Here is a 26,053-nt window from a genome sequence, read left to right as displayed (position 1 = left end):
CCCATGGCCGTCCCTTCCATACGCATTGACCTGTCCCGCCAGGAGCTGGTGCTGGAAGAATCCGGAAACATCCTGCTCCGGTGCCCCGTTTCCAGCGGAAAAGCTGGCACGGGCCATGAAGAGGGCTCCGGAAAAACGCCCACCGGACATTTCCGCGTCTGCCAAAAAATCGGGGACGGAGAGCCGGAGGACACCATTTTCATCTCACGCCTTCCGGCGGGCCGCTACCCCGCCGCCATCCCGGAAAGCCTGGATGAACATTCGGACTTTATCCTGGCGCGCATCCTGTGGCTGGACGGCCTGGAACCGCACAACGCCAACACGCGGAGCCGCTACATCTACATCCACGGCACCAATGATACGGACCTGCTGGGCGCCCCGGCCTCCCATGGCTGCATCCGCCTTTCCCCCCGCGACATGCTGGATCTTTTTGCCCTGGCGGAAGAGGGGATGGACGTGTTCATCCAGTGCTAAACCGTTCTTTTTTAGATACAATCTAAAAAAGTTATTCAGGGAAAAGGAAAATAATTGAACAAAGGTCCTCTTGGGATGTATAAAGTATGAAGGTACCGGTATTTGGCTGCCGGCCTCCTGTTCCATAAACATCCACTCATCCCCAAGAAATCATGGACGATCCGGTCTTATTATCCCGTCTTCAATTCGCCGTTACGATCATGTTCCACTACATCTTCCCGCCGATGACCATCGGCCTGGGGGTGGTTCTGGTCGCGCTGGAAGGCCTCTGGCTGAAAACGAAGAACGAACTCTACCACAAGCAGGCCAAATTCTGGACCAAGATATTCGGCATCATCTTCGCCCTGGGCGTGGCCTCCGGCATCGTGATGGAATTCCAGTTCGGCACCAACTGGGCTGACTATTCCCGCTGCGTGGGCGACATCTTCGGCAGCCCTCTGGCGGCGGAAGGCATCTTCGCCTTCTTCCTGGAATCCGGCTTCCTGGCCATCCTGCTCTTCGGCTGGGACAAGGTGGGACCCAAAATGCACTTCTTCTCCTCCTGCATGGTCGCCCTGGGCGCCCATTTCAGCGCCATCTGGATCATTGTGGCGAACTCCTGGATGCAGACGCCCGCCGGGTACAAGCTGGTGGAAGTGAACGGGAAAATCCAGGCCCATATCACCAGCTTCTATGACGTGGTGTTCAACCCGTCCACCGTGGACCGCCTGACGCACGCGCTGGCCGGCTGCTGGCTGGCGGGGGCCACGCTCGTCCTCAGCGTCTCCGCCTGGTACATCCTGAAAAAACGCTTCACCGGAGGAGCTGAAAAAAGCTTCAAGGTGGCCCTGGTCATCGGCCTCATCGGCGTGGTGGGCATGGGCATCACGGGGGACTCCAGCGCACGTGAAGTCTCCATCCACCAGCCCGCCAAATTCGCCGCCATGGAAGGCGTGATGGAAACCGGCGCTCCGCTGGCCCTCCACCTCGTCGGCTGGATGAACCCGTCCACCCATGAAGTGACGGGCATCTCCATCCCGTACATGCTCACCTTCCTGACCCATCATGACCTGGATACGACCATCACCGGCATGAACGACATCCCGCAGGACGAACGCCCCCCCATCCTGCCCGTCTTCTACTCCTTCCACATCATGATCCTGATCGGTTGCGCCCTGGGGGCCCTGTTCCTGGTGGGCCTGTGGGGCTGGAAAAAAGGCTGGCTCTTCCAGAAGCGCTGGCTGCTCTGGTGCTTCGTCTTCTCCGTGCTGGGCCCCCAAATAGCCAACCAGGTGGGCTGGGCCGTGGCGGAAATGGGGCGCCAGCCATGGATCGTGTACGGCATCCTGAGAACGGAACATGCCGTATCCCCCACCCTCACCGCGGCGGAAGCCCTTTCCTCCCTGGGCATGTTCTTCGTCATTTATGCCCTGCTGCTGGCCCTCTTCCTCTATCAGATCACCCATAAAATCCACAAGGGTCCGGACCAGGAAGCAAACGAAGACGACGGCACCGGGGAAGGCAAGCTCCAGGTCCCCTTCGTCAAAGACTAACCTTCAGCCCCTCTTAAAACCATGTTGGACAATCTTACTCTTACAGACCTGCAAATCATCTGGTTCATCCTCGTCGGCGTGCTCTTCTCCGGATACGCCATTCTGGACGGCTTTGACCTGGGCACCGGAGCCCTTCAGCTTTTCATCAAGGGTGATGAAAACAGAAGGCTCACGCTAAACGCCGTGGGCCCTGTATGGGACGGAAACGAAGTCTGGCTCATCACGGGGGGCGGCGCCCTCTTCGCCGCCTTCCCGTACGTGTACGCCTCCGTCTTCTCCGGGTTTTACCTGGCCTTCATGCTCCTGCTGCTCACCCTCATCTTCCGCGCCGTCTCCATCGAATTCCGGAGCAAGCAGCCCATGAAATGGTGGCGCAGGGGGTGGGACACCACCTTCTCCATCAGCAGCCTCCTGGCCGCCCTGCTCATCGGCGTAGCCATGGGGAACGTCACCAAGGGCATTCCGCTGGACGACCAGGGCAACTTCACCGGAACCTTCCTCAGCCTGCTGAACCCCTACTCCGTTCTTCTGGGGCTGACGACGGTGGCCCTGTTCGCCATGCACGGAGGCATCTACCTCCTGATGAAAACCCAGGGAAGCCTGCAGGAACAGATCAAAAAACTGCTCAGGCCCTGCGTCATCATCTTCACCGTCCTGATCATCCTTCACGGAGCGGCCACCCTGCTGTACGTGCCGCACGTAGCGGCGGCCCTGCACCGCTCCCCCTGGATTTACGGCATCGCGGTGCTGGCGGTCATTTCCATCACCGCCATCTGGATCTTCATCCACAGGAACCGTCCGGGCTGGGCCTTCGTCGCCTCCTGCTCCACCATGGGCTGCATGATGGCCCTCTTCGGGGCGGCCATGTTCCCCAACCTGCTCTATTCCATGCCCAACCCGGAGAACTCCCTGACGCTCGTCAACGGCTCCTCCACGCGTGAAAGCCTGGTCGTGATGACGTACATCGCCATCCTGGGCGTGCCGCTCGTCCTGGCCTACTCCGCCGCCATCTACTGGGTCTTCCGCGGGAAGGTCCAGCTCAACGAACACAGCTATTGACGCCCTGCGGGCAGAGAATAGCGATTAGTGAACATGGAATAGACCCGTATCAACCCATCTTTCGGCATGAATGCCTCCATCTTCTCCAGACTGCCGCCTGAGGAAATCACGGCGCTCCACCAATCATGGAAAAACGATCCCCTGTCCGTAGACCCTCTCTGGGCCGCCTGGTTTGAAGGCTATGAACTGGGGAGCGGCAACGCTCCGCAGGAAAAAGGAAACGCAGGGAACTACACGGACGCCTCCCCCTACACCGTCCCGCCGGAAAGCGCGGAATGCCGGGGGCGCGTCAACCAGCTCATCCGGGCCTACCGGGTCATGGGCCACCAGTGCGCGCGCTTCAATCCCCTGGCGTCTCCGGACAAGACCTGCACCCCGGTCAATCTTGAAGAAATGGGCTTCCGTCCGGAAGACCTGGACCAGCCCGCCAACATCGGCACCTTCATGGACGGCGGCACGTTCACCCTCCGTGAAATCATCAGCCACCTGCAAAAAATCTATTGCGGCCCCATCGGGTTTGAATACCACCACATAGACAATCTGGAAATCCGCTCCTGGATTGAAGAAAAAATCAAGCTCCGGGCGAACGGCGTGGACTACGGCCCGGAGGTCCGGCGGGACGCCTTCTTCCATCTCTGCAAGGCGGAATTGTTCGAGGAATTCCTGGGCAAGCGCTTCATTGGGGAAAAACGCTTCTCCCTGGAAGGGGGGGAGGGCGCCATCGTCCTGCTGGACGCCATCGTCAAGCGCTGCCCCGCCGCCGGCGTCTCCCACATTGAAATGGGCATGGCCCACCGCGGGAGGCTGAACGTGCTCGCCAACATCCTCCACAAGCCGCTGAAAACCATCTTCCGAGAATTCACGCCGGACTACCTGCCGGAATCCCCCATTGGCAGGAGCGACGTCAAATACCACCTCGGCTACGCCACCACGCGCCATGTGGACGGCCGCGACCTTCACGTCCGCCTCTCCTCCAACCCCAGCCATCTGGAAGCCGTGTATCCCGTGGTGGAAGGCAGGGCCAGGGCCATGCAGCACAACCTGGAAGACGCGGAACGCAAGCATGTGCTGCCGCTCGTCCTCCACGGGGACGCCGCCTTCGCAGGACAGGGGCTCGTGGCGGAAGTGCTCAATCTTTCCCTGCTGAAAGGCTACCGCACGGGAGGCACCGTGCACCTCATTATCAACAACCAGATCGGCTTCACCACCGGACCGGACGAGGCCCGTTCCTCCCGCTACGCCACGGATGTGGCGCAGATGCTCCAGTCCCCCATCCTGCACATCAACGGGGAAAGCCCGGAGGATCTGGTGTGGGCGGCGGAATTCGCGCTCCAGTTCCGCCAGAAGTTCGGGCGGGACATCATTCTGGACATGTACTGCTACCGCCGCCTGGGCCACAATGAAACGGACCAGGCCGCCTTCACCGCACCCATGCAGACCAAGCGGATTGAGGCGCGCCCCACCGCCGCAGCCCTGTACGGAACGGCGCTCAGGGAGCGCGGGGAATTGACGGAACAGCAGGAGCAGGACATCCGGAAAGACCTTTGGGAAGGCATGGAACAGGCCTACCTGCAAATGAAGGAAAACCCCGCGGACTACATCCTGCCCGCCACCGCGCAGGATGCGGATGAAACGCCCATCCCGCGTACCAGCGTACGGACGGGAATCAGCCCGGAGCTGTTCCAGCGCATCGGAGATATCCTTACGGAACTGCCGGACGGCTTCACGCCCCACCCCACGCTGGAAAAACGCTTCCTGGCCCGCCGCCGGGAGGCCTTCCGGGAAGGCGGACTGCTGGACTGGGCCATGGCGGAATCCCTGGCCTGGGGCAGCCTGCTCGCGGAAAACCACACCGTGCGCCTGTCCGGCCAGGACTGCCAGCGCGGCACCTTCTCCCAGCGGCACGCCGTCCTGCATGACTTCAATGACGGCTCCCTGTACACTCCTCTGGAAAAGCTGAACCACGGCACTACCGCGTTCCGCATTTACAACTCCTCCCTGTCGGAAGCCTCCGTGCTGGGCTTTGAATACGGCTATGCTCTGGAAAGCCCGGACGCGCTGGTCATGTGGGAAGCCCAGTTCGGGGACTTCGCCAACGGAGCCCAGGTCATCGTGGACCAGTTCATTGCGGCCGCGGAGGCCAAATGGCACCAGAAAAACCGCATTGTGCTGCTGCTGCCCCACGGCTATGAAGGGGCGGGCTCGGAACACTCCAGCGCCCGCATGGAACGCTATCTCCAGCTCTGCGCGGACGACAACATGCAGGTCATCAACCCCACCACCCCGGCGCAGTACTTCCACGCCCTGCGCCGCCAGGTGCACCAGAACGTGCACAAGCCGCTGATCGTCTTCACGCCCAAAAGCCTGCTCTCCCGTCCGGAGGCCGTCTCCCCGCACCGGGAATTCCTGGCCCCCTCCCGTTTCCACGAAGTGCTGCCGGACCCGGACGCTCCCGCGCCGGACCAGGTAACGCGCGCCGTCTTCTGCACCGGGAAAGTTTACTATGACCTGGCCGCCTACCGGAAGGAACGGAACATTTCAGACACAATCATTATCCGCCTGGAACAAATCTACCCGCTGGCCCAGGAACAGCTCACCTACCTGCTGGCCCCCTACCAGAAAGTGCGCGACTTCGTCTGGTGCCAGGAGGAACCCTCCAACATGGGGGCCTGGGGCCACCTGCGGAACAGGCTGGGGCGCCTCTTCGCCACCTCCTTCCGCTATGCGGGGCGGCCGCCCATGGCCTGCCCTGCGGAGGGCGCCAAGGCCCTGCACGCCGCCGCGCAAAAAAGACTCATCGCCACCGCCTTCGGGCCGCGGGCGCAATCCTGAACCCATCTTCCTCCCATGAGCGACATCCTGATCCCCAACTTCGGAGAATCCATCACCACCGCCACCGTAGCCGCGTGGCACAAGAATGCCGGTGACACGGTAGCCAAAGGCGACACCCTGGTGACGCTGGAAACGGACAAGGTTTCCACGGACCTGGAGGCGGACGAAAGCGGCGTGCTGGAAATCCTCGTCCCGGAAGGAGCGGAAGCTCCTATCGGGGCTGTCCTGGGCCATATCTCCTCCGCTGTCGGAACCGTAGCCGCACCGGAAAAGGAAGAGGCTCCCGTACCGCCGGAACCGGAGAAAACCACAGCGCCGGAAACACGGGAGGAACCCGCTTCCACTCCCCCTCCTCCTGCGGCCGAATCCCCGGAACAAAAGCCGGAAAAGGAAACGTCCGCCCCAGAACAGCCTCCCGCCAGGAAAAACGGGAAGTCTGACAAGAAAACCGCCCCGCGTTTCATCAGGAAACCCATGAGCCCCCTGCGCCGCACCATCGCGGCCCGGCTGGTGGAGGCCCAGCATCAGGCGGCCATCCTCACCACTTTTAACGAGTGCGACATGTCCGCCGTGATGGAGCTCCGCAAACAATTCAATGCGGCGTACCGGGAACGGTACGGCACCAAGCTCGGTTTCATGAGCTTCTTCATCAAGGCGGTGGTCAAGGCCCTTCAGGAAGTGCCCCAGGTCAACGCCAGAATTGACGACACGGACATTGTGGAAAACCTGTATTACGATATTTCCGTAGCCATCGGCACGGACAAGGGCCTCGTGGTCCCCGTGCTGCGGGACTGCGACCGGAAAACGCTGCCGGAGCTGGAACTGGAACTCGCCGCCCTGGCGGAAAAAGTGCGCGGCGGAAGCTTGTCCATGCAGGACCTGCAAGGGGGTTGCTTCACCATCTCCAACGGGGGAACCTACGGTTCCCTGCTCTCCACCCCCATTCTGAACCCGCCCCAGAGCGGCATTCTGGGCATGCATGCCATTCAGGAACGCCCCATGGTCCGGGACGGCCAGATCGTCGCCCGGCCCATGATGTACCTGGCCCTTTCCTATGACCACCGCCTGGTGGACGGCAAGCAGGCCGTGCAGTTCCTTATTGCGGTGAAAAACGCCGTGGAGAATCCGGTGTTTGAGCTATGAGGACCGGGGAGAAAAAGACTAAATACTAAAGAGGAAAGACTGAATGTCTTTCCTGTTTTACAGGGGTTCTCCGGGATCAAAATCCCTTCATTCCATGGAACGGGAAAACCACTCCTTACCATAAGCATGGATATGATGTTCCAAATCAGGATTGGTGATTCTGTTACGAATAATCAAGTCCACCTCCACAGGCAGGTTCAACTCCGTGAAACGCGCTTGGAGAGTCAAAAGGACGGACAAATCCAGCTCCTCGCCCTCCAGGGCAAGATCAATATCGGACGCAGGCCTCCACGTGCCCAGGGCGCGGGAACCGAATAAAACGGCTTTCCTAATCTGCGGAGTCTGTGAAAGAATTTCCCGGATGCCTGAGCGCACCTTGGCCGTCAGGCCATCGTTCAGTCCTCTTTCTCCGCCATCATGTTCAGATTTTCCACACATGGGGCCAGCATGGGAAAGAATTTTCCCTTAATCAGGGAAACCGCCTCTTCCGCGCTGGAATCATCATAAGTATGTACAAACAAATTGCGGCTTTCCAACGCCAGAAACCAGCAATCAATATGGCCTATCAAGCCTGCGCCAAACGCCTGCCTGATGGCTTCGCGGGGGCTGTTAACGCTGTAGCCGTCATAGACCAGTTTATCTTTCAACGTTTTCCAGCACAGCTCAAACGTAAATTCATAAGTCTGCACCAGTCCGGCCATTTCCAATTCATTGTATTCCGGCAACGCGCAAGCATGGCGCAACCGGGAAAAAGCCTTATTCAGGTTTTGAAGCCTTTGTTTCCAGCGCAGGTTACCGTTCATCTTTTTTAACGGAGAAAAAGAGCCCCGTTCCGGGGCTCTTCCCGTGAAAACCGTTACATGTGGATGGCGATTCCCTCGGAAGCCAGCATGGATTCATGGATGGCCTCCGACAGCGTGGGATGGGCAAAGATGGTGGCGTGAATATCCTCGTCCGTCAGTTCCGCCTGAATGCCGACGCCCAGCGTGGCAATGAGTTCCGTGGCTTCCGGCCCCACGATGTGGGCGCCCAGCAGTTCGCCGTGTTTGGCGCCGTACAGGGTTTTCACGAAGCCGTCCGTTTCTCCGGCGGCCACAGCCTTGCCAATGGCCTGGAAGGGGAATTTGCCCACCTTGTACTCCACGCCCGCTTCCTTGAGGGCGCGTTCCGTTTTACCTACGGAAGCCACCTGCGGGTAGCAGTACGTGCAGCTTGGGAAGAAGCCGACCTGCCTGGGCTGGTAGTCCGGATTAAACATGCCTTCCACGGCCTGCACGGCTTCAAAGGTGGCCGTATGCGCCAGCAGCACGCCGCCGATCACGTCGCCCGCCGCGTAAACGCCGGGAATGGATGTGGCGTAACGGTCATTCACCTTGATGAATCCCTTTTCCGTCAGCTCCAGGCCGGGAGCGGCGGGAACGACCGGCTTCACGCCGATAGCCACCAGGCAGACGTCCGCCGTGATTTCCTCTTCCTGTCCCTTGCTGTTTTTCACGCTGGCCTTGACCTTGCCGTCGCAGGTTTCCGTGACGGATTCCACGGAGGCTCCCGTCATGACCTTGATGCCCTGCTTCTTGAACGCGCGTTCCAGCGTCTGGCAGGAGTCGTCGTCTTCATTGGGAAGCATGCGCGGGAGCGCTTCAATGAGCGTTACCTTGGTGCCGAAGGAGTTGTAAATGTAGGCGAATTCCGTGCCAATGGCGCCGGAACCGATGATGATCATGCTTTCAGGCTGCTTTTCCAGCACCATGGCTTCCCTGGAGCCGATGATGGTGGCGCCGTTGAGGGGCAGGCTGGGCACCGTGCGGGTGACGCAGCCGGTACTGATGAGGATGTTTTTTCCTTCCAGAACGCTCGTCGTTCCGTCGGCGGCCTTCACTTCCACCTTGCCGGGGGCAATGATGGAGGCTTCCCCCGTGACGGAGTCCACCTTGTTTTTCTTAAACAGGAAACCCACGCCGCCAGCCAGGCGGTCGCTGACCTTCCGGGAACGGCCGATCACCTCGCTCCAGTCCACGCTGACGCCTTCCACCGTCATGCCGAATTCCTTGGCACGGGCCGTCACGGTCAGGTAGGCCTCCGCATTTTTCAGAAGCGCCTTGGTGGGGATGCAACCCCAGTTCAAACAGGTGCCCCCTACCCGGTCGCGTTCCACGCACACCACGGATTTTCCCAGCTGGGCGGCGCGGATGGCGCCCACATAGCCGGCAGGGCCTCCACCAATGACGATGAGATCATATTGCATGAAAATACTATAAAGGCATCTCCCCTTGCGGGTAAAGAAGGAATATGAGCATGCGCCGCCTGAACGGCGCCCCAATGACAAAAGATGAAAGACTAAAGATTAAATAGAGGAGAAATGCCTGTTAAAGACTATTTTCTCTTTTGTATTTAGTCTTCCGTCTTTATTCCTTCCCCTTCACCCACTCCACCAGGTCCCGCATTTCCGCGGCGGTGTCTGCGTACAGGCCGTCCGTGTAGGTTCCGTGGTCGTACAGGATGTTCCCTTCCACCATGGTGAACACGCAGTCCTTGCCGGAAGCGGCATAAACGGCATGGGACGCTTCGTTGAAAATCGGGCACAGGTTCGGTTCATCCAGGTCCAGGGCAATCATGTCCGCGGGAGCTCCCGGAGCCAGCGTTCCCAGCCCCGGCGTCCGGAAGATGCGGGCGCCCTCCGCCGTGGCCATGTTCAGCGCCTGCGTGGCGGGCACCGCGGTGGCGTCCCCGCTGCATCCCTTGGCAAGAATGGCGGCCAGCTTCATCGTTTCAAACATGTCCAGGCTGTTGTTGCTGCACGCTCCGTCCGTTCCCAGGGAGACGGAAATGCCGGCCCGCGCCATGTCCCGCACGCGGGCGAAGCCGGAAGCCAGTTTCAAATTGCTGACCGGGTTGTGGGCGATTGCCGCTCCGGAAGAGGCTACCAGTTCCAGTTCATCATCCGTCACATCCACCATGTGGGCCAGCACGGTGCGTTCATTCAGCAGCCCCATGTCCTGGGCATAAGCCACCGGGCGCCTGTCCCCGTGCAGGGAGCGGCACTGCTCCACTTCTCCGGCGGATTCGGACAGATGGATATGCAGCATCAGGTCCAGTTCCTCCGCCAGCTTCATGGAACGCCGGAGCACGTCGTCACTGGTGGTGTACACGCTGTGCGGCATCAGGGCCACCTGCACCCTGCCGCGGCCCGCAAAGCGCGCCGCCTGCTCCCGGTACAGGGCTTCCGCCGCATCCCATCCGCCGTATGCCGGGGAAGGAAACGCAAAAAGCGCCTCCCCGCCCACACAGCGCATTCCCATGCGCTCCGCCTCCCGGAGCACGTTGATTTCCAGCAAATAGGAGTCCACAAAAGCCGTCGTGCCCGTCCGCATCATTTCATACATGCCCAGCCGCGCCCCCAGGGAGACAATTCTGTCCGTCAGTCGGGCTTCCACCGGGAAAATATGCCCGGTCAGCCATTCCATCAGAGGCAGGTCATCCGCAAAGCCGCGCAAGAAGGTCATCGGAACGTGCGTATGGGCATTGACCAGCCCCGGCATCAGCAGAACGTTTCCCAGGTCCCTGCGGGCGGCGGGCTTCCACCTGGCTTCCAGTTCCGCGGCGCTCCCCGTTTCCAGAATTTTCCCGTCCCGGATGGCGACGGCCGCATTTCCGGCGGCGCCGGCCTGTTCCGCGCCCGCCAGCATGCGGGAAGCGGTCACCAGCAAATCACACGCTTGTTGTTCCATGGCGCAGAATGTACCCCACCGGGCCCGTTCTGGCAACTTCATCTCCCGGAGCCCGGGGATTTCATGCAAATTTGACATTTCATGTTTGACTTCAAAAGAGAAAACTGCCAAGAATGAACCACAGTTAAATTCACCATTTATCCCCATATGAACAAGACTATACTGCTAGGTTTGGCCCTCGTGGCCTCCGTGTCCGCCGCCAATGCCTACCACGCCGACAAATACGACGGCCAGTTCGGCATGTCCCTGGAAGGAGCTTACGGCATCGCCACCAAGGACGCCATGCCCAACGTGGCCGGCGGCAATCTGAGCATTTTCAATTACATTGAAACCGGCAGCATTGTTCATCAGATTTCCCTGAACGGCGGCATTCTGGCAGGCTCCCACCATCCCAGCGTGCATGACCTGGGCATCAGCGGCCCCTATACCGCCAGCGTCCGCTCCACCTACGTTCCGATGATGGCCGGCTATACGCTGAACCTCCCCATCGGCGATTACACGATGTTCTATCTGGGCGGCAAGGCGGGCGCCACGTACGGAGACATTAAAACCACCATCCACGGGCTGGAAGACGGGAGCCGTTCCCACACCATCTCCACCACCAAGTTTTCCTGGGCAGCCCAGGTCGGGTTCAAGTTCAGCATCTCCAAGAGCGCTGACTTCCTGATCGGCTACGAATATTACCAGATTCAGGGCTACAGTGATCCCGGCTACCACACCATCAAGCTGGGCTTCTCCTGGAACTTCTAACAATCATTGAGTTCATTACTGCCTCACGGCGGCTCCGTTCACCACGGAGCCGCCTTTTTTATGCCGGGCCCCGCATGCGCCCCATACGGCAACTGAATTTCCACCTGGACGGCAGGGCTCCATGTTTTTAAGATTTTGGTTGCCGCAGGAACATGCGGCTCTCCGGACGCAAAAAGGCCGCTCCATCCTCTGGGATGGAGCGGCCCTGGAAAGATCAGGATTTCCGGGAGTCCCTATTTGGCAGGCTTGAACGGCTTGGGAGACGCGTAGACTTCATAGTCCTTGATGCGGCCGTTTTCCCGGTTCTGGCGCGGCAGGTAGCGGAAGCCGGAGAGCTTCTGCACCTTGCCCAGGTCCAGCACGATCATGTGCGGGTGCGTGGGGTTGTCTCCCTGCCACTTGGTGTGCCAGTAGGTGGTGGGCTGGTTGTCCATCACCAGGCCCGCCTGGGCGGCTTCCCCCGCCGTTTCATGGGAGTCCGCATAGACCACGGACCACTGTTCGCGGGGAAGCAGGTTGCCGGAGGCATCCAGGAAGTTCAGCTCCGCAATGGCAGCGTGCGGACCGTTGTCATGGGCGTTCTTGCTGACGAGGGCGATGTAGCGGGCCTGGACGGGAGCGCGGAATTTGATTTCCTGCTGGTCCGCCCCCTTGGCGAAGGTTCCCTTGTGCACGAGCTGGCTGGCGGCGGGAGCCACGGGCTTGCCCACGCGGAAGACATCCGCCATGGCGGGATCCCTGTTGACTTCGTAAATGGCTTCCTTCACGCCTTTCACCGTGCCGGAGCCGCCGTCCACGTCCAGCACCACGATTTCATTTTTCCCCGGTTTCAGGTATTCGCCGGGGCAGTAAAGCGCCTGCTGGGAGCCGATGAACCAGAAGCGGCCCAGATTGTGGCCGTTCACCCACACGACGCCCTTTTTCCAGCCGTCCCGCATGTCCAGGTAGGTATCCTTGGGGTTGGAGACGTTGAAATATCCACGGTGGAACACGGGCTGGTCGCCGCCCGGCTTCTTGCCGGAGAAGGACAGAAGCTCCACGCCCTTGCAAGGGAGGTTGTAGATGAGGAAGTTTTCCAGCTTCTTCCCGTCCAGCGTGATGGGGCCGCGTATTCCCTTGCGTTCTCCCTGGATTTGTCCGCCGAAGTTGATGCGGCCCATGTTTTCCACAAAGATATCCACCGTATGGAGGCCCGCGGGAATGACCACGTCACAGGCGTCCTGCTTGTAGCGGCGGTCCGCCGCACCCTGCCTTTTGCCGTCCACGTAAACGATGGCGCGGTCCTGCATGTTGTTCATTTTCAGCTCTCCCTTCACCGGGCCGTTCACCTTCGTCCGGTACAGGATGAAGCCCAGGCTCTGCCCCAGGGCTTCCATGTGAACGGGTTCCTTGCGGATGACAGGCTGCGGGAGCCGGTTGAACATGCCGGCTTTCTCCGTAAACGTGATGGGCGGCAGCTCCATCATTTCCGGCTGCGCGGGCGGTTCCGGGAGCTTGTACGTATCACCGTAATAGTCCTGAATGGTCTGGCGGAAGGTACGGTAACGGTCCGTCAGGGTTCCGTTTTCAGAGATGGGCGCGCCGTAGTCGTAATTGGTCACGTCCGGCGTGTAGGCCCCTTCCCAGTTCGCCCCGTTCATGAAGCCGAAGGAGGTGCCCCCGTGCGCCATGAAAAGGTTGGGGGAGACGTTGTTTTCCAGCATCCACTTCAAGTCGCGGTTGAAGCCTTCCGTACTGCCGCCGTTTTTGGGCTTGCCCCAGTGGTCAAACCAGCCTACCCAGAATTCGCCGTTGATGCGGGGAGTCTTGCCCTTGTGCTTTTCCAGGTTGGCAAAGGCGCCCTTGGCTCCGCCGCCGAAGTTCATGGCGGGAACGATGCCGGGCAGCGTGCCGTTGTTAATCATCCAGTCGTTCGGGCCGTCCGAGGTAAAGGGCACTACGCCCGGAAGCTCCTTCTGGATTACTTCCAGGTGTTTTTTCACGTAGTCCTTGTCGGAGCCGTAGGAGCCGTATTCATTTTCCACCTGGGCCATGATGATGGGGCCGCCCTTGGTGATCTGCAGCGGTTCCAGCATGGAGCAGACTTTCTTGAGATAAGCCATGGCCGGTTCCAGGAAGCGGGGGTCCTGGGAGCGGACCTTCAGGTCTTCATCCTTCAGCAGCCAGCCGGGGAACCCGCCGAATTCCCATTCCGCGCAAACGTAGGGCCCCGGACGCACGATGACCCACAGGCCGGCTTTCTGCGCTTCCTTGATGAATTCCACAAAGTCCAGATTTCCGGAGAAGTCCCACTTGCCCGGTTCCGGTTCATGGACGTTCCAGAACAGATAGGTGCAGACGGTGTTCATGCCCATGGCCTTCATGCGCTGGAACCTGTCCTGCCAGTGCTCGCGCGGCACGCGCGGGTAGTGCATTTCCCCGGAGATGATTTTGACGGGCTTTCCATCCATCAGGAAGTTTTCCTGGTTGGTGGTAAAGACATGCTTGGCTCCGTCATTGGATTCCGGCAGGGGCATGGGAGCGGCCATGCAAAGATGCCCTGCCAGAAGAAGAACGGAAAAAAGTGATAATTTCATGGTTATGGAGTCAATAAACGGTTGCAGAGAATCAGGGGAATTATGATGAAAAACCGCCTCCTTTCAATTTAAAAAGGAGCCGGCGGGCTGGTTTTATTACGGAGCGGCGTCATCCGGTCTTTCAATACGTATCACCTGATGCCTTTCTTCAAACGAAACGCCCCGGCGCCGGGCTTCCTGCGTTTCCTTCTTCATTTTTTCATCCACCCAGTACAGGTGGGATTCCAGGGGGTTGTAAATCCGGGGGGAACAGAACCGCGTGGGGGATTCCGGCCAGCGTATCCAGCGCCAGCAGGCGACGTACGTGTAGGGTTCCCGCCAGCCGGGAATCCAGACGCAGAGTTCATGAATGCGCTTTTGGGCGCGGTGAAGCGCTTTTTTCAGGGCGGAGCCATCCGTGGCATTTCGCTCCGCGTCCAGGGCCGCATCCAGTTTCGTGTCCGCCACGGCAAAGATATTGTTCGTGTTGCCTACGGGGTTGCCGCGGGCATCGTACGCCAGCTCGGAAGCAAAGGTTTCATACAGCCGGGGGAACGGCGTCTGGAGCGGCCACGCCCACAGGGCAGCCTGGTACCGTTTTTCAAATACCTTCCGGGAACAGACATTATAGGTCAGGGGGTCCAGGCGCAGGTCCACCCCGCATTTCAGGGCCTCCTGCCGGAGGATGGAACAAACATTGGTCATCAGGGTGGAGGAGTCCGCGAAGGTCAGTTCCACCACCAGCCGTTCCCCCCGTTCATTCTTCAGCACGCCGTCTTCCCCCATTTCCCGGTAACCGGCGCGGGCAAAATGTTCCATGGCTTTTTTCTTGCTGTATTCCGGCGCTTTCAGCGGGAGAGTCAGATCGCCGTACCCCTCCATGTAGGAGCCCAGCCTTCTCATATTCCCGCGGAACAGGGTATCAATCACCATGCCCATGTTCACGGAATGCGCCAGTCCTTTGCGGACGCCGGGATTTTTCAGAAGCTTGTCCGCACAATTCAGATACAGGCCGTACGGGGGGCAGGCATAACCGGCTTCCAGGCTGTATTTGTCTATGTAGCCCCGGTGCACTTCCGGCAGTTCCAGCCTGTTTTCCCACACCTCCGGCTTGCGGACGTTCATCATGTCCAGCTCCCCGCGGCGGAACATTTCAACCGCCTTGTTTTCCAGGTTTACAAATACATGCTCCACCTGGTCCGCATTGCAGGAATAGCGGTAGTATTTCCGGTCCTTCGCCCACCAGTTTTTCACACGGGCCAGGGTGATGCGCTCGCCTATCCTTATTTTACCGGGAACCACCACATAGCCTCCCGTATTCGGAGGCGCCTTCCACTGGTAGCGTTCCAGAAACAGGGAATTGAAATCATGGTAAAAACCGGGATGGGCCGGATGGAAATCCACGCAGGCCATGTAGGGCAGCAGCGGCCTGGGGGACGGCAGCGTCAGGGCAATGACGGAATCCCCGTACACCGTAATCTGGTCATACGTGGAACGGAACAGGGTGGTCCAGAAGGGGTCCCGGGCAAAGCCGGACGTGCGGAGGCAGATATTCAGCAGGAAGTCCTGCGCCCTTACGGGGCGGCCGTCCGAGTACGTCGCTTCCGGGTCCAGATGGTAAAAAACGGTTTTCCCGTCCGCGGAGACAGCCCAGCGGTCCGCCAGCCCCGGAATGGGCCGGAAGGTTTCCGGATGCAGCCCCACCAGGGGAAGCCACACGTTGTCAATGGCGGAGTAGTTGAAAAAGGTCTCGCTTCCCGGTCCGAACGCCCGCAGGGTTCCGGGAAACGGCGTATTGATCCACAGCCGGACCAGCCCCCCTTTCACGGCGCGGGGGTCACCCACTTCCGGTTCCTCCATTCCGGTCCGCCATTCCAATTCCGCAGGAACCTCCTCCAGGGGAAGCAGGCGGATATGGTCTTTCAGCTCCAGCCTTCTGCCGATGCGTTCCACGGAACGCTCCTGCTCGGCCAGACGCCGCCCATCCCCATCGCCACGGGAGACGGACAGCAGGCTTTTCTTCCGCTCGCCGCCTGCCAGTTCCCGGAGCAGTTCCCGCTCCACAGACCTGTTCCACCGTTCCACGAAGCCGTCAAACACGGCAGGCATGCCCCTGCCGTCCGTCCGTCCGGAGGCCTCATGCCAAACGTCCGCTTCCCGCTGGGCGAAGTAAAGGACTCCTCCCAGAAAGACGGCGAGGACCAACGCCCCCAGAATGTACAGCCAGCGAAACACAGCTCAGATTACCGCCGCATGTTAACCGATTCCGGAACCACCGGAAAACAAAAAGCCCATCTTCCGCCCGGAGCTGTTCCCTTCGCCTGAAACAGCCCGCAAGACGGAAGATGGGGGTGCAATCAACAATTAGTCCTGAAAAGCAATTAGAATTCGACCGTCACGCCGCCGAAGACTCCCAGCCCCCGGGCCTGGCGCGGTCCGAAGTTATAGTCATTCGTGATGATGAAATTCTGGTCGAACAGGTTTTCCACACGCACATGGAGCGCCACATTGTCCGTCACCTGGTACCTGGCGAACAAACGCGCCGTAAAGAAGTTGTCCAGACGGGCATAGTTGTAGTCCGTACGCCCCATGGCGGAGGTTACGCCGAAGCCGACCGTCAGTTTTTCAACCGGAGAGGTATAAACCTCCGCGTTGATGGTATGGCGGGCGGTATTGGCCATCTGGATGGTTTCATATTTGCCGATGGAGTCGCGCTTGGGCATCGTGAAGGTGTAGTTGGCATAATAGCCGCTGTTCCACGCATCCTTGAACTGCCCCTTGAACGCTACTTCCACGCCATAGGAAGTGGCGTGGGAGAAGTTGTCGTAAGTCGTGTAGGAGTTGGGCCACGTGCCTACGCTCTTGGTGCCGATTTCATCGTTAATGCGGGTCCAGAACCCCGTTACGGAAGCGTAATGGTTGTCCGCCAGGCGCTGTTCCACGCCCAGGTCTCCGCCCAGGGATTTGGACACGTCCAGGTCCGGATTGCCCACGTAGCCGTAATTGGCGGCGTACTGTTCAAAGTAGGTGGGGGCGCGGAAGCCGGAACCCACGGAACCGAAAATACGGGTGGGGGAATCCTTGCCCGTCACCTTCCAGGAATTGGAATAACGCCACGTGAAGTGGTTGTTCCAAACGGAATCATGCTCCAGGCGCAGGGCCACGCTGGCGTCAAAGTTGTCCGTGGGCGCCCACATCTGCTCCGCAAAGAAGGCAAGCGTGCTCTGCCATTCATCCTTGGCCACGTAATTGTTTTCGCTCATGTAGTCGGAGCGGTCCCAGGCCATGCCGGCGACCGTCTTCCATTCCTTGTTCCACGTAAGTGCATTGCGCCATTCCGTCTGGAAGCGGCGGTTGCGCATCACGTTGGGCTGGAAATCGAAGCCCGGCGTATGCGTGGAATAGTCCATGTTGTAATGCCCGATCATGAAGCTGGTGGACCACAGCTTGGTAATTTCCGCATCCACGCGCCCCGTCACCAGGTTGCTGCGGTTCTTGTCTTCCGTGTTGTACAGGTGGGGGTCCGTCACGGCGGGCCACTGGTCGTAATCCACATATGGCGTGGGGTATTCAAAGTAGGAATCCAGGCGGCGGTAGGTAAAGCCCACCTTCACCTTGTCATTGACGTCATAGCCCAGGCGCACGGCTTCCTGCCACTGGCGGAAGTCGTTCATGCCTTTCCGGTTGTCATAAATGGCCGGATAAATGGTGGGATCGTTTTCCGTGGATTCAAACCCCACGCCCACAAAGTAGGAAAGCTTCTTGATCTTGCCTGAGGAAGTCGCGTAGCTGTTGAAGGAATGGAAAGAACCGGCTTCCGCAAAAATCCTGGTCACGGGATCGCCTTCCCCTTCCGGGGTGTCCATGGCGACAACGCCGCCAATGGCGCCGGAACCGAAGACGGCGCCCTGGGCGCCCTTCACCACTTCCACATTGCCCACCGTAAAGAGATTGGTGATCCCCAGCAGCTTGTTGCCGGACATGTTGACATCACTGATGCGCATGCCGTCAACCATGGTCAGGGTGTAGGTTTCCTTGTTCATCCCGCGGATGACGGTGTTGCTCACGGAACCGCGCTGCCAGGTGCCGCCGCCGTCCAGCGTGAAGACGCCGGGAGTCTGGGAAAGGGCTCCTGTCAGGGTTTCAATGCCCGCCTTCTGGAATTCTTCCGGATTGATGATGGAAACGGATACCCCGGACCGGTTGTACGGCACGCCCGTAAAGTGGGACGCCATGGTCAATTCCGGCATGACCTGCATGGTTTCCGAACTGGCGGAGGGCTTGGAGTCTTCTTTTTTAGCGGACTCGGCAAGAGAGGACTGGCCTGCGAATGCGGCAAGGCCAACGGCAATAGCGCCCATCTGAAGGGCTTTCTTCGTATAAAGCATGGTTGTGGTGCCTTACGTTCGGTAACTCGCCGAACAGTTGGACAACCCCACAGGCTGGTCTTCTGGCTTGCGAGACAGGCTCGCTTACAGTGGCGGTACCGCTCCGGATTCACACCGGTATTCCCCAATCTATTTCCTGCCCGGCTACGGGCGTCCCTGAGGTCTGTAACCCTTCCCATAAGGGTTCATGAGACGGATGAAATACCAAAGAGACCGGTATGACAAGCCAAAAAAATTTTTCTTTGAACATTCCGCCGCTTTGCGGACGCTTCCTCTTTTCAGCCGCCGCACGCCATCCCGTTTTTCCAACCGGAGTTCTCCATTTTTGTCTTGTCACCCCCGGCGCGTACAGGACATGATGCGCCCATGACGCGCCTTTCACCCTCCTTCCCGCAGCGGGGAAGGATTTCCGTTTTCAGAGGAGTTCCCAACTTCCGGAAAAACCGTTTCTTCAAGGCGTTTCCTTCCTTTTCCCGGCACGCGCGGACGTCCGGACTTCCGGTCTCTACTACTACGGTATGAACAGTTTTTCACACGGAGGAGATTTAAAATCCCTGGCGGCGGACGCCGGACGGCCCGAACGGGAGATTCTGGATTTCAGCGTCAACCTGAGGCCGGAGGGAATGCCGGAGTTCATTGCCTCCGCGCTGTGGAAGGCCATGGATGCAGCCGTTCCCTACCCCTCCCCGGACATGGCGGAGCTGCGGGAACTGGCAGCGGTTCATTACGGGCTGCCTTCCGGTTGCTTCACCTTCGGCAACGGAGCCAACGAACTGATTCACGCCCTCCCGCGCGCGCTGGAACTGAAACAGGCCGTTATTCCGGAACCCGCTTTTTCCGAATACAGGCTGGCCTGCCTGCGCCATGGCACAGACGTTCTTTCCATCCGGACGGAGGAACGGAATTCCTTTATTCCGTCACCCCTCCTGACGGCGGAACAGGCCGCAGGCGGAAGCGCCGTTTTCCTGGCGAATCCCTGTAATCCGTCCGGCGGCCTGCTGGACGTTCCGGCCCTGCGCCAGGCCGTGCGGGACCGCCCCGGAGTCATCTGGATTATTGACGAATCTTTCATTGACTATGCGGACGGAACGGAATCGCTTCTCCGTGACGCGGCCCTTCTGCCCAACCTGGTTGTCCTGCGTTCCCTGACCAAATTTTACGGCATCGCCGGTGTCCGGTGCGGCTTTTCCGTCTGCGCCGCTCCGCTGGCGGAACGGCTGAGGCAGTCCCTGCCCGCGTGGAACGTGAACGCCTTTGCGGCGGCGGCGGCGCGGGCCGTCCTGGAACAGCCCCCTTCATGGGCGGACGGGGAACGCGCCCTGAACCGGGAACGCCGGGAAGACCTGTTCCGCAGGCTTTCCGCCCTGCCGGGCGCCGCAGTGCTCCCGTCCGGAGCCAACTTCCTGCTCTTCCGCCTGGCGGGGGCGCCTTCCGGCCTGGCCGCCCGGCTCCTGAAAAACCACGGCATCGCGCTGCGCGACTGCTCCAATTATCCGGGGCTGGAAAACGGCGGCTGGTTCCGTGCAGGCGTCCGCACGCCGGAAGAACACGCCCTGCTGGCAGAGGCCCTGCGGGCCGAGCTGAAGGGAGACGGCCCCGCCATTCTCCGCAAACTGCCCAAACCGGCCCTGATGATTCAGGGCACCTGCTCCGACGCTGGAAAAAGCGTGCTCACGGCGGCCCTGTGCCGCATTTTTCTTCAGGACGGCCACCGGGTGGCCCCGTTCAAGGCGCAGAACATGGCCCTCAACTCCGGCGTGACCGCGCTGGGGGAGGAAATGGGCCGCGCCCAGATGGTGCAGGCCCAGGCCTGCCGCATTGACCCGGATGCCAGGATGAACCCCATCCTGCTCAAGCCCCATTCCAACACCGGCTCCCAGGTGATCGTGCTGGGGCGCGCCGTGGGCCACATGGAGGCGCGGGAATATTTTACGGCCAAAAGGCGCTTCTGGCCGGACGTGCGCCGGGCGTACGATTCCCTGGCGGACGAGTATGACGTCCTCTGCCTGGAAGGGGCCGGAAGCCCCGGAGAAATCAACCTGAAATCCGCAGACGTGGTGAACATGAACATGGCCCGCTACGCGCGCGCCAAAGTTCTGCTCACCGGGGACATTGACCGGGGCGGCGTGTACGCCTCCTTCCTGGGGACATGGATGACGTTCGCCCCCTGGGAAAAAGAGCTGCTGGCGGGCTTTGTGGTCAACAAGTTCCGCGGAGACCCGGAGCTGCTGGCCCCGGCGCACAGCTACATGCTGGACCGTACGGGCAGGCCCGTGCTGGGCGTCATCCCGATGATACGGAACATCAGCATTCCGGAAGAGGACCGGGCCGCGCTGCCCTTTGAACAGGACGGGCAAGCCAGACACGCGGACAGTCTGGACGTGGCCGTAGTGATGCCCGCCCACGTCTCCAACTTCACGGACTTCGCCCCGCTGGCGGCGGAGCCGGACGTTCGCCTCCGCCAGGTGCGGACACGGGAGGAATGGGGGAATCCGGACCTGGTCATCCTGCCCGGCACCAAGAGCGTGGCGGCGGACCTGGCCGGACTGCGCGCCGCAGGGCTGGAAGAACCCATCCGCCGGCACGCTGAACAGGGAAAGTGGATGCTGGGCGTTTGCGGCGGCCTGCAAATGCTGGGAACGGACATTCTGGACCCGCTGCACATGGAATCCGCGGAGGAACGGACGCCGGGGCTTGGCCTGCTGGAGCTTTCCACCACCTTCGCCTCCGCCAAAACCCTGCTCAACGTGCGCCGGGCAAGCACGCCGCTGGCCCCTCCCGCGGCGGGCTATGAAATCCACCACGGCGTCACCCGCCATGAGGGAGGGAGCGTCCCCATCATGTTCCGGGAAGACGGCTCCCCCTGCGGCTACGGCAAAGGCCGAATCTGGGCCACGTACCTGCACGGCATTCTGGACGGCGACGAGTTCCGCCGCGCGTTCATCAACATGGTCAGAGTGGATTCCGGTTTGTCCCCCAATCCATCCCTGCACGCCTCCTATGACCTGGACGGCGCGCTGGACCGCCTGGCGGACGTAGTCCGGGAGCATCTGGACCTCAAGGCCATCTACCGTATTCTTCAACTGAAACGCTGACCCATGCTTCCGTGCCCGTTCATCCTGCCTGCGGCCCTTCTGCTGGATATTCTGGCGGGGGATCCGCCCAACAGGTTCCATCCCGTCTGCCTGATCGGCTGGTGCGCGCGCCGCGCGGAAACCCTGGCGCGGCGGCTGTGGGGAGGGACTTTTACGGCGGGAACGGCGGCGGCTTTAGGAACCTGCGCCGCCGCATGGCTTGCCTGCGCGGTATTCTGCCTTCCCTTTTCCGTCTTCCCCTCCCCGTGGATTCCCTGGATTCCGGCCGTTCTGGTCATTTACATCTGCATGGCCCCGCGCGGCCTGGCAGAGCATGCGCTGCGGGTGGCGAACGCCCTGCGTAGCGGGAAGGACGGCGAGGCGCGGCACGCCGTTTCCATGATCGTAGGGAGAAACACGGAGCGGCTGGACCGTCACGGCATGGCCAGGGCGGCCATTGAAAGCGTGGCGGAAAATCTGACGGACGGCGTCTTTTCCACCTTGTTCTGGGCTGCGGCAGGCTGCTTGGCAGGGGGCGCCTCCGGGGCGGCCTTCGCCGCGCTGACGCACCGCGTTTTCAACATCCTGGATGCCATGTGGGGAAAGAAGAACGACCAGTACAGACATTTCGGCACCTTTGCCGCACGCACGGACGATGCGCTCAACTTTATCCCCGCGCGCCTCATCCTGCCGTGCATCTCCCTGGCGGCCCTCTTCGTGAAGGGAACCTCCGCCCGGAGGGCATTCACCACGGGCTGGACCTTCCGCCGCGCCCATGCCAGCCCAAACTCCGCCTGGAGCGAGGCGGCCTTCGCGGGCGCGCTGGGCCTCCGCATCGGCGGTCCGGTCTCCTACAAGGGGGTTCCTGCGGACTACCCGTGGATAGGAACCGGGCGCACGGAAGCCGCCGTCAGTGACCTGGCCCTGGCCATACGCCTCATGTGGATGACCGCCGCCACGGGCACGCTGATCTTCTCCCTCATCCTTTTCTTCATTCCCCGCTTCTGACCATCATGAACAAACTGCATATTCCCCCGCTGGACGAACAGGCCGCCAAAACCGCCCTGGAACATCAGAAAATACTGGCCAAGCCCCCCCTCGCGCTGGGGAAGCTGGAACCCGTAGCCATCCAGATTGCCGCCATGACCGGCAATCCCGCGCCGCGCCTGAAGGACAAGGCCGTGGTCCTCTTCGCCGCGGACCACCACATTGCCGACCACGGCCTCAGCCTGACGTCCACGGACGTCACTTACATTCAGACCCGCAACTTCCTTCAAGGCGGCGGCACCATCAACGCCTTCACGCGCAACGCGGGAGCCCGCCTCTCCGTGGTGGACGTGGGCGTGAATTACGACTTCGGCGACCTGCCGGGGCTGGTGAAAAGAAAGGTCATGCACGGAGCCAGCGATTTCAGCAGGGGCCCGGCCATGACAAGGGAACAGGCGCTGGAATGCCTGCAAGTGGGCATCGACATGGCCCGGGAGGAAAAAGCCAGGGGGCTGGACATCGTGGCCGCCGGAGAAATGGGCATCGGCAACACGACGCCCTCCTCCGCCATCGTGGCCGTGCTCACGGGCACCCCGGTGGAAACCGTGACGGGGCGCGGCTCCGGCGTCAAGGGGGAAGTCATCCGTAAAAAAATAGAGCTCATCGAACAGGGAATCGCCCTGAACAAGCCCGACCCCTCCGACGCCATCGACGTGCTGGCGAAGGTAGGAGGACCGGAAATAGGAGCCATGGCCGGGCTGATGCTGGGCGCGGCCTCCCTGCGCGTCCCCATCGTCATTGACGGCTTCATTGCCGGGGCGGCGGCAGCCATCGCCCAGGGCATCCGGCCGGAAGCGGCTCAGTACTTCATCGGCTCCCACAACTCCGCGGAACCGGGGCACAAGCTCATTATGGACCACATCGGCGTCACCATGTACATGGACCTGGGCCTCTGCCTGGGGGAAGGCACGGGGGCGGCGCTGTTCTTTCCGCTGCTGGATGCCGCCACGCGCGTGCTGTCTGAAATGAAAACCCTGCCGGAACTGGACATCACCGTTCCGCGCTAACTCCTCCTTTCCCTGCGCCATGGCCGTCATTACCACCATCCGCTCCGCCTTCGGCTTCCTGACCCGGCTGCCCGTAGGCCCGTGGCCGCTGCAAAACGACCTGAACGGCATCTCCGCATGGCTCCCGCTGGTCGGCCTTGTCGTGGGGGGGCTGGCAGGCGGCCTGACCTGGGCGGCTACCCTGCTCTTCCCCCCGCTGGTCTGCGGCGTCATCGGCTGCGCCTGCTGGGTAGCCATCACGGGCGGCCTGCATCTGGACGGAGTGGCGGACTGCGGGGACGGACTGCCCGTGGAAGTGCCGAGGGAACGCAGGCTGGAAATCATGAAAGACTCCCGCCTGGGTACCTTCGGCGGCACGGCCCTGTTCTTCAACCTGGCCTTCAAGGGCGCCGCGCTGGCGGCGCTGGCGGCCTTCGGTTCATGGGAGCTGCTGCTCACGGCGTGCGCGCTGGCCGGGCTGCTGGCGCGCAGCCAGATCTTCATCGCCATGCGCTTTCCGGGCGCGCGCCCCGGCGGCATGGGGGAAGCCTTCAAGCAGGGGACGCGCCCCGTCCACGCCCTGATAGCCGCCGCCGTCACCTTGGCTGCCTGCGCGCTGGCAGGGTGGCACGGGCTGTACGCCCTGCTCACGGCCCTGGCCGGTTCCACGGCCCTGCTCCTGTATGCCCGCCGCCGCCTGGGAGGCGTCACCGGGGACGTGTTCGGTTGCACCGTGGAATGCACGGAATGGCTCGTCCTGCTCACCTTCTGCACCTTATGAAAACTCCGCACAAATGCCGCGTCCCGGGCCTCAACATCGGCTGCACCTCCTTCATCATCCCGGACTACTACGTCCCCGCCATCAGGGAATGCGTCCATTACGCGGATGACATCGCCCTGCTCCTGCTGGAAGCCGGAGACCACGGGGAGGGACTCATTACCCCGGCGGAAATCCGGGAGCTGGCCGGAATCGCCGCGGACGCCGGGGTCAAGTGGAACGTCCACCTGCCCACGGACGGCGGCTTCGCCACGGAGGAATCAGGGCGCCGCTACACGGAAAACATCATCCGCGCCATTGACCTGACCCGGGAACTGGAGCCCCACACGTGGGTCATGCACGTGGTTACGGACCACATTCCCGGCCCGGACATGCGCCCCCATCTTACGGAGCGTGAAACGGAACGCATCCTCCGCAGCCTGGAGCAAATCACGCCCCATCTGCCCGCTCCGGAATGCCTGGCCCTGGAAAACCTGGAACGCCACCCGACCGACTACCTGGACAAGCTGGTCTCCGCCACGCCCCATTCCCGCTGCTTTGACATAGGCCATGTCTGGAAGGAAGGCCTGCGGCCGGAAGAACTGCTGCCGCTCTGGCTGCCGGACATACGCATGTGCCACCTGCACGGGCTGGAAAAACGGGATCACAAATCCCTGCACCACATGCCCGCCGCCACGCTGGACGCCATCCTCCACCCCATGTGGGACATCCGTTTCTCCCCCCTCATCACTCTGGAAGTCTTCAGCCTGGACGACTTTCTGAACTCCCACCAGGCCATGCTGGAATCCCATGAACGCTACACCTCCAAACACTGACGCCAATCCCGCACGCATGACGCTCGTCCTGGGCGGCATCAGAAGCGGCAAAAGCCAATACGCCGAACAGATAGCCGCCGGATTCGGGGAAAAAATCCTGTACGTCGCCACGGCGGAGGTGTGGCCCGGAGCCGGTTCCATGGAATACCGCGTGCGCAAGCACCGGGAACGGCGCCCGGCAAGCTGGCTTACGCTGGAATGCCCCCGCCATGTGGCCGCCGCCGTCCGGGAATCCGGCCTGCTGGACCAGGTGGACGGCGTCATTCTGGAATGCGTGACCCTGCTCGCCTCCAACACCCTGTACGCCCAGAAGGACCCTACGGACTACGAGCCGTTCCAGGAAGCGCTGATTGAGGAAATAGAGGCCTTGAAGGAACTTATCCCCCAATCCCCCGTGCCCTGGGTTCTGGTCTCCTCTGAAACCGGCATGGGCATCAGCCAGGCGGACGCGGAAACGCGCCACTACTGCGACGGACTGGGAATAGCCAACCAGCTTCTAGCCAAAAGCGCGGACGAAGTTTACTTCATGGTTGCGGGGCTTCCCGTAACCGTAAAAAAATAGCAGACGGTCAATTCTTCAGCGCAATATACTTCAACACTGCCGGACACATCCGCGCCAGTAAAAAGTACAGTCCGCTCAGAGCCAGAAAAACAAGGGGTACGGCCATTCCCCATATCCAGAAGCTTCCCCTTGGAAAACCGAGCCTGAGCATGCACTCATAAACCAGGGCATGCGCGGCATATACAAAAAAGACGGAGGGAGCCAAACGGGCGCAGAAAGAGGAGATTCCCGGAAAATACCGCATCATCAAGAAGGCGCAGGATGTCAGCCACAGCACGCCCATGCACAAGGATAACGCAGACTCCTGAACGGTGCTGTACATTTCCCATT

At 60.9% G+C, this 26,053-nt stretch carries 19 protein-coding genes and 1 riboswitch; of the genes, 12 read left to right on the top strand and 7 right to left on the bottom strand.

Going from position 1 to position 26,053, the window contains the following annotated elements:
* The first annotated feature begins 3 nt into the window (after window positions 1-3).
* The 5 genes from QSJ36_RS00930 (at window position 4) to QSJ36_RS00910 (ending at window position 7,040) form a co-directional block, all read left to right on the top strand.
* On the top strand, window positions 4-474 hold the full coding sequence (locus QSJ36_RS00930) for a L,D-transpeptidase (protein WP_102729372.1): 471 nt from the start codon (window positions 4-6) through the stop codon (window positions 472-474).
* A gap of 152 nt (window positions 475-626) precedes the next feature.
* A complete protein-coding gene (locus QSJ36_RS00925; protein WP_022396758.1) occupies window positions 627-2,006 on the top strand; it encodes a cytochrome ubiquinol oxidase subunit I in 1,380 nt (459 codons plus the stop codon).
* A gap of 21 nt (window positions 2,007-2,027) precedes the next feature.
* Window positions 2,028-3,065: a cytochrome d ubiquinol oxidase subunit II gene (gene cydB / locus QSJ36_RS00920; protein WP_102721798.1), complete on the top strand. Its 1,038-nt coding sequence runs from the start codon at window positions 2,028-2,030 to the stop codon at window positions 3,063-3,065.
* Window positions 3,066-3,131: 66 nt separating this feature from the next.
* Window positions 3,132-5,897: a 2-oxoglutarate dehydrogenase E1 component gene (locus tag QSJ36_RS00915; protein WP_253231474.1), complete on the top strand. Its 2,766-nt coding sequence runs from the start codon at window positions 3,132-3,134 to the stop codon at window positions 5,895-5,897.
* A 15-nt stretch (window positions 5,898-5,912) separates the two neighbouring features.
* Complete coding sequence (locus QSJ36_RS00910; protein WP_285466156.1) at window positions 5,913-7,040, top strand: 2-oxo acid dehydrogenase subunit E2; 1,128 nt, start codon at window positions 5,913-5,915, stop codon at window positions 7,038-7,040.
* A gap of 87 nt (window positions 7,041-7,127) precedes the next feature.
* Here QSJ36_RS00910 and QSJ36_RS00905 read toward each other — a convergent pair whose 3' ends face one another.
* The 4 genes from QSJ36_RS00905 to QSJ36_RS00890 all read right to left on the bottom strand — a co-directional run bounded on the left by QSJ36_RS00905 (window position 7,128) and on the right by QSJ36_RS00890 (window position 10,768).
* On the bottom strand, window positions 7,128-7,478 hold the full coding sequence (locus tag QSJ36_RS00905; RefSeq protein ID WP_285466154.1) for a nucleotidyltransferase domain-containing protein: 351 nt from the start codon (window positions 7,476-7,478) through the stop codon (window positions 7,128-7,130).
* Window positions 7,436-7,843 (bottom strand): nucleotidyltransferase substrate binding protein, encoded by a 408-nt coding sequence (locus tag QSJ36_RS00900; RefSeq protein ID WP_285466153.1) that lies wholly within the window; start codon window positions 7,841-7,843, stop codon window positions 7,436-7,438. The genes QSJ36_RS00905 and QSJ36_RS00900 overlap by 43 nt, the downstream gene beginning before the upstream one ends.
* A 53-nt stretch (window positions 7,844-7,896) precedes the next feature.
* Complete coding sequence (gene lpdA / locus QSJ36_RS00895) at window positions 7,897-9,285, bottom strand: dihydrolipoyl dehydrogenase (protein WP_285466152.1); 1,389 nt, start codon at window positions 9,283-9,285, stop codon at window positions 7,897-7,899.
* A 160-nt stretch (window positions 9,286-9,445) separates the two neighbouring features.
* Window positions 9,446-10,768, bottom strand: a complete 1,323-nt coding sequence (locus QSJ36_RS00890) for an amidohydrolase (RefSeq protein WP_285466151.1) — start codon at window positions 10,766-10,768, stop codon at window positions 9,446-9,448.
* Between the two features lie 147 nt (window positions 10,769-10,915).
* On the opposite strand from QSJ36_RS00890, the gene QSJ36_RS00885 reads away from it, so the two are divergent.
* On the top strand, window positions 10,916-11,518 hold the full coding sequence (locus tag QSJ36_RS00885; RefSeq protein WP_285466149.1) for a porin family protein: 603 nt from the start codon (window positions 10,916-10,918) through the stop codon (window positions 11,516-11,518).
* A 233-nt stretch (window positions 11,519-11,751) separates the two neighbouring features.
* Here QSJ36_RS00885 and QSJ36_RS00880 read toward each other — a convergent pair whose 3' ends face one another.
* From QSJ36_RS00880 to QSJ36_RS00870, 3 genes are all read right to left on the bottom strand, one after another.
* Complete coding sequence (locus QSJ36_RS00880) at window positions 11,752-14,094, bottom strand: beta-galactosidase (protein ID WP_253231469.1); 2,343 nt, start codon at window positions 14,092-14,094, stop codon at window positions 11,752-11,754.
* Window positions 14,095-14,190: 96 nt separating this feature from the next.
* Window positions 14,191-16,308, bottom strand: a complete 2,118-nt coding sequence (locus QSJ36_RS00875; protein ID WP_285466148.1) for an extracellular solute-binding protein — start codon at window positions 16,306-16,308, stop codon at window positions 14,191-14,193.
* A gap of 146 nt (window positions 16,309-16,454) precedes the next feature.
* A complete protein-coding gene (locus QSJ36_RS00870; RefSeq protein ID WP_285466147.1) occupies window positions 16,455-18,461 on the bottom strand; it encodes a TonB-dependent receptor in 2,007 nt (668 codons plus the stop codon).
* A gap of 34 nt (window positions 18,462-18,495) precedes the next feature.
* A riboswitch (cobalamin riboswitch) is annotated at window positions 18,496-18,643 on the bottom strand.
* Between the two features lie 336 nt (window positions 18,644-18,979).
* Here QSJ36_RS00870 and QSJ36_RS00865 point away from each other — a divergent pair.
* Genes QSJ36_RS00865 through QSJ36_RS00840 form a run of 6 tightly spaced genes read left to right on the top strand, consistent with a single transcriptional unit; the run spans window position 18,980 to window position 25,723 of the window.
* The gene (locus tag QSJ36_RS00865; protein WP_285466145.1) at window positions 18,980-21,556 is read left to right on the top strand and encodes a cobyric acid synthase; all 2,577 of its coding nucleotides are present in this window, start codon (window positions 18,980-18,982) and stop codon (window positions 21,554-21,556) included.
* A 3-nt stretch (window positions 21,557-21,559) separates the two neighbouring features.
* Window positions 21,560-22,543, top strand: a complete 984-nt coding sequence (cbiB, locus tag QSJ36_RS00860) for an adenosylcobinamide-phosphate synthase CbiB (protein WP_285466143.1) — start codon at window positions 21,560-21,562, stop codon at window positions 22,541-22,543.
* Between the two features lie 5 nt (window positions 22,544-22,548).
* Window positions 22,549-23,589 (top strand): nicotinate-nucleotide--dimethylbenzimidazole phosphoribosyltransferase, encoded by a 1,041-nt coding sequence (gene cobT / locus QSJ36_RS00855; RefSeq protein ID WP_102721811.1) that lies wholly within the window; start codon window positions 22,549-22,551, stop codon window positions 23,587-23,589.
* 19 nt (window positions 23,590-23,608) lie between these two features.
* On the top strand, window positions 23,609-24,349 hold the full coding sequence (gene cobS, locus QSJ36_RS00850; RefSeq protein WP_102721812.1) for an adenosylcobinamide-GDP ribazoletransferase: 741 nt from the start codon (window positions 23,609-23,611) through the stop codon (window positions 24,347-24,349).
* A complete protein-coding gene (gene cbiR / locus QSJ36_RS00845; protein ID WP_285466140.1) occupies window positions 24,346-25,161 on the top strand; it encodes a cobamide remodeling phosphodiesterase CbiR in 816 nt (271 codons plus the stop codon). Before cobS ends, cbiR begins: the two co-directional genes overlap by 4 nt.
* On the top strand, window positions 25,136-25,723 hold the full coding sequence (locus QSJ36_RS00840) for a bifunctional adenosylcobinamide kinase/adenosylcobinamide-phosphate guanylyltransferase (RefSeq protein WP_285466138.1): 588 nt from the start codon (window positions 25,136-25,138) through the stop codon (window positions 25,721-25,723). Before cbiR ends, QSJ36_RS00840 begins: the two co-directional genes overlap by 26 nt.
* Window positions 25,724-26,053 lie beyond the last annotated feature (330 nt).

This window comes from Akkermansia sp. NBRC 115031, assembly GCF_030268505.1.
Taxonomy (GTDB): domain Bacteria; phylum Verrucomicrobiota; class Verrucomicrobiia; order Verrucomicrobiales; family Akkermansiaceae; genus Akkermansia; species Akkermansia massiliensis.
This window is presented reverse-complemented; position numbering and strand designations above follow the sequence as displayed.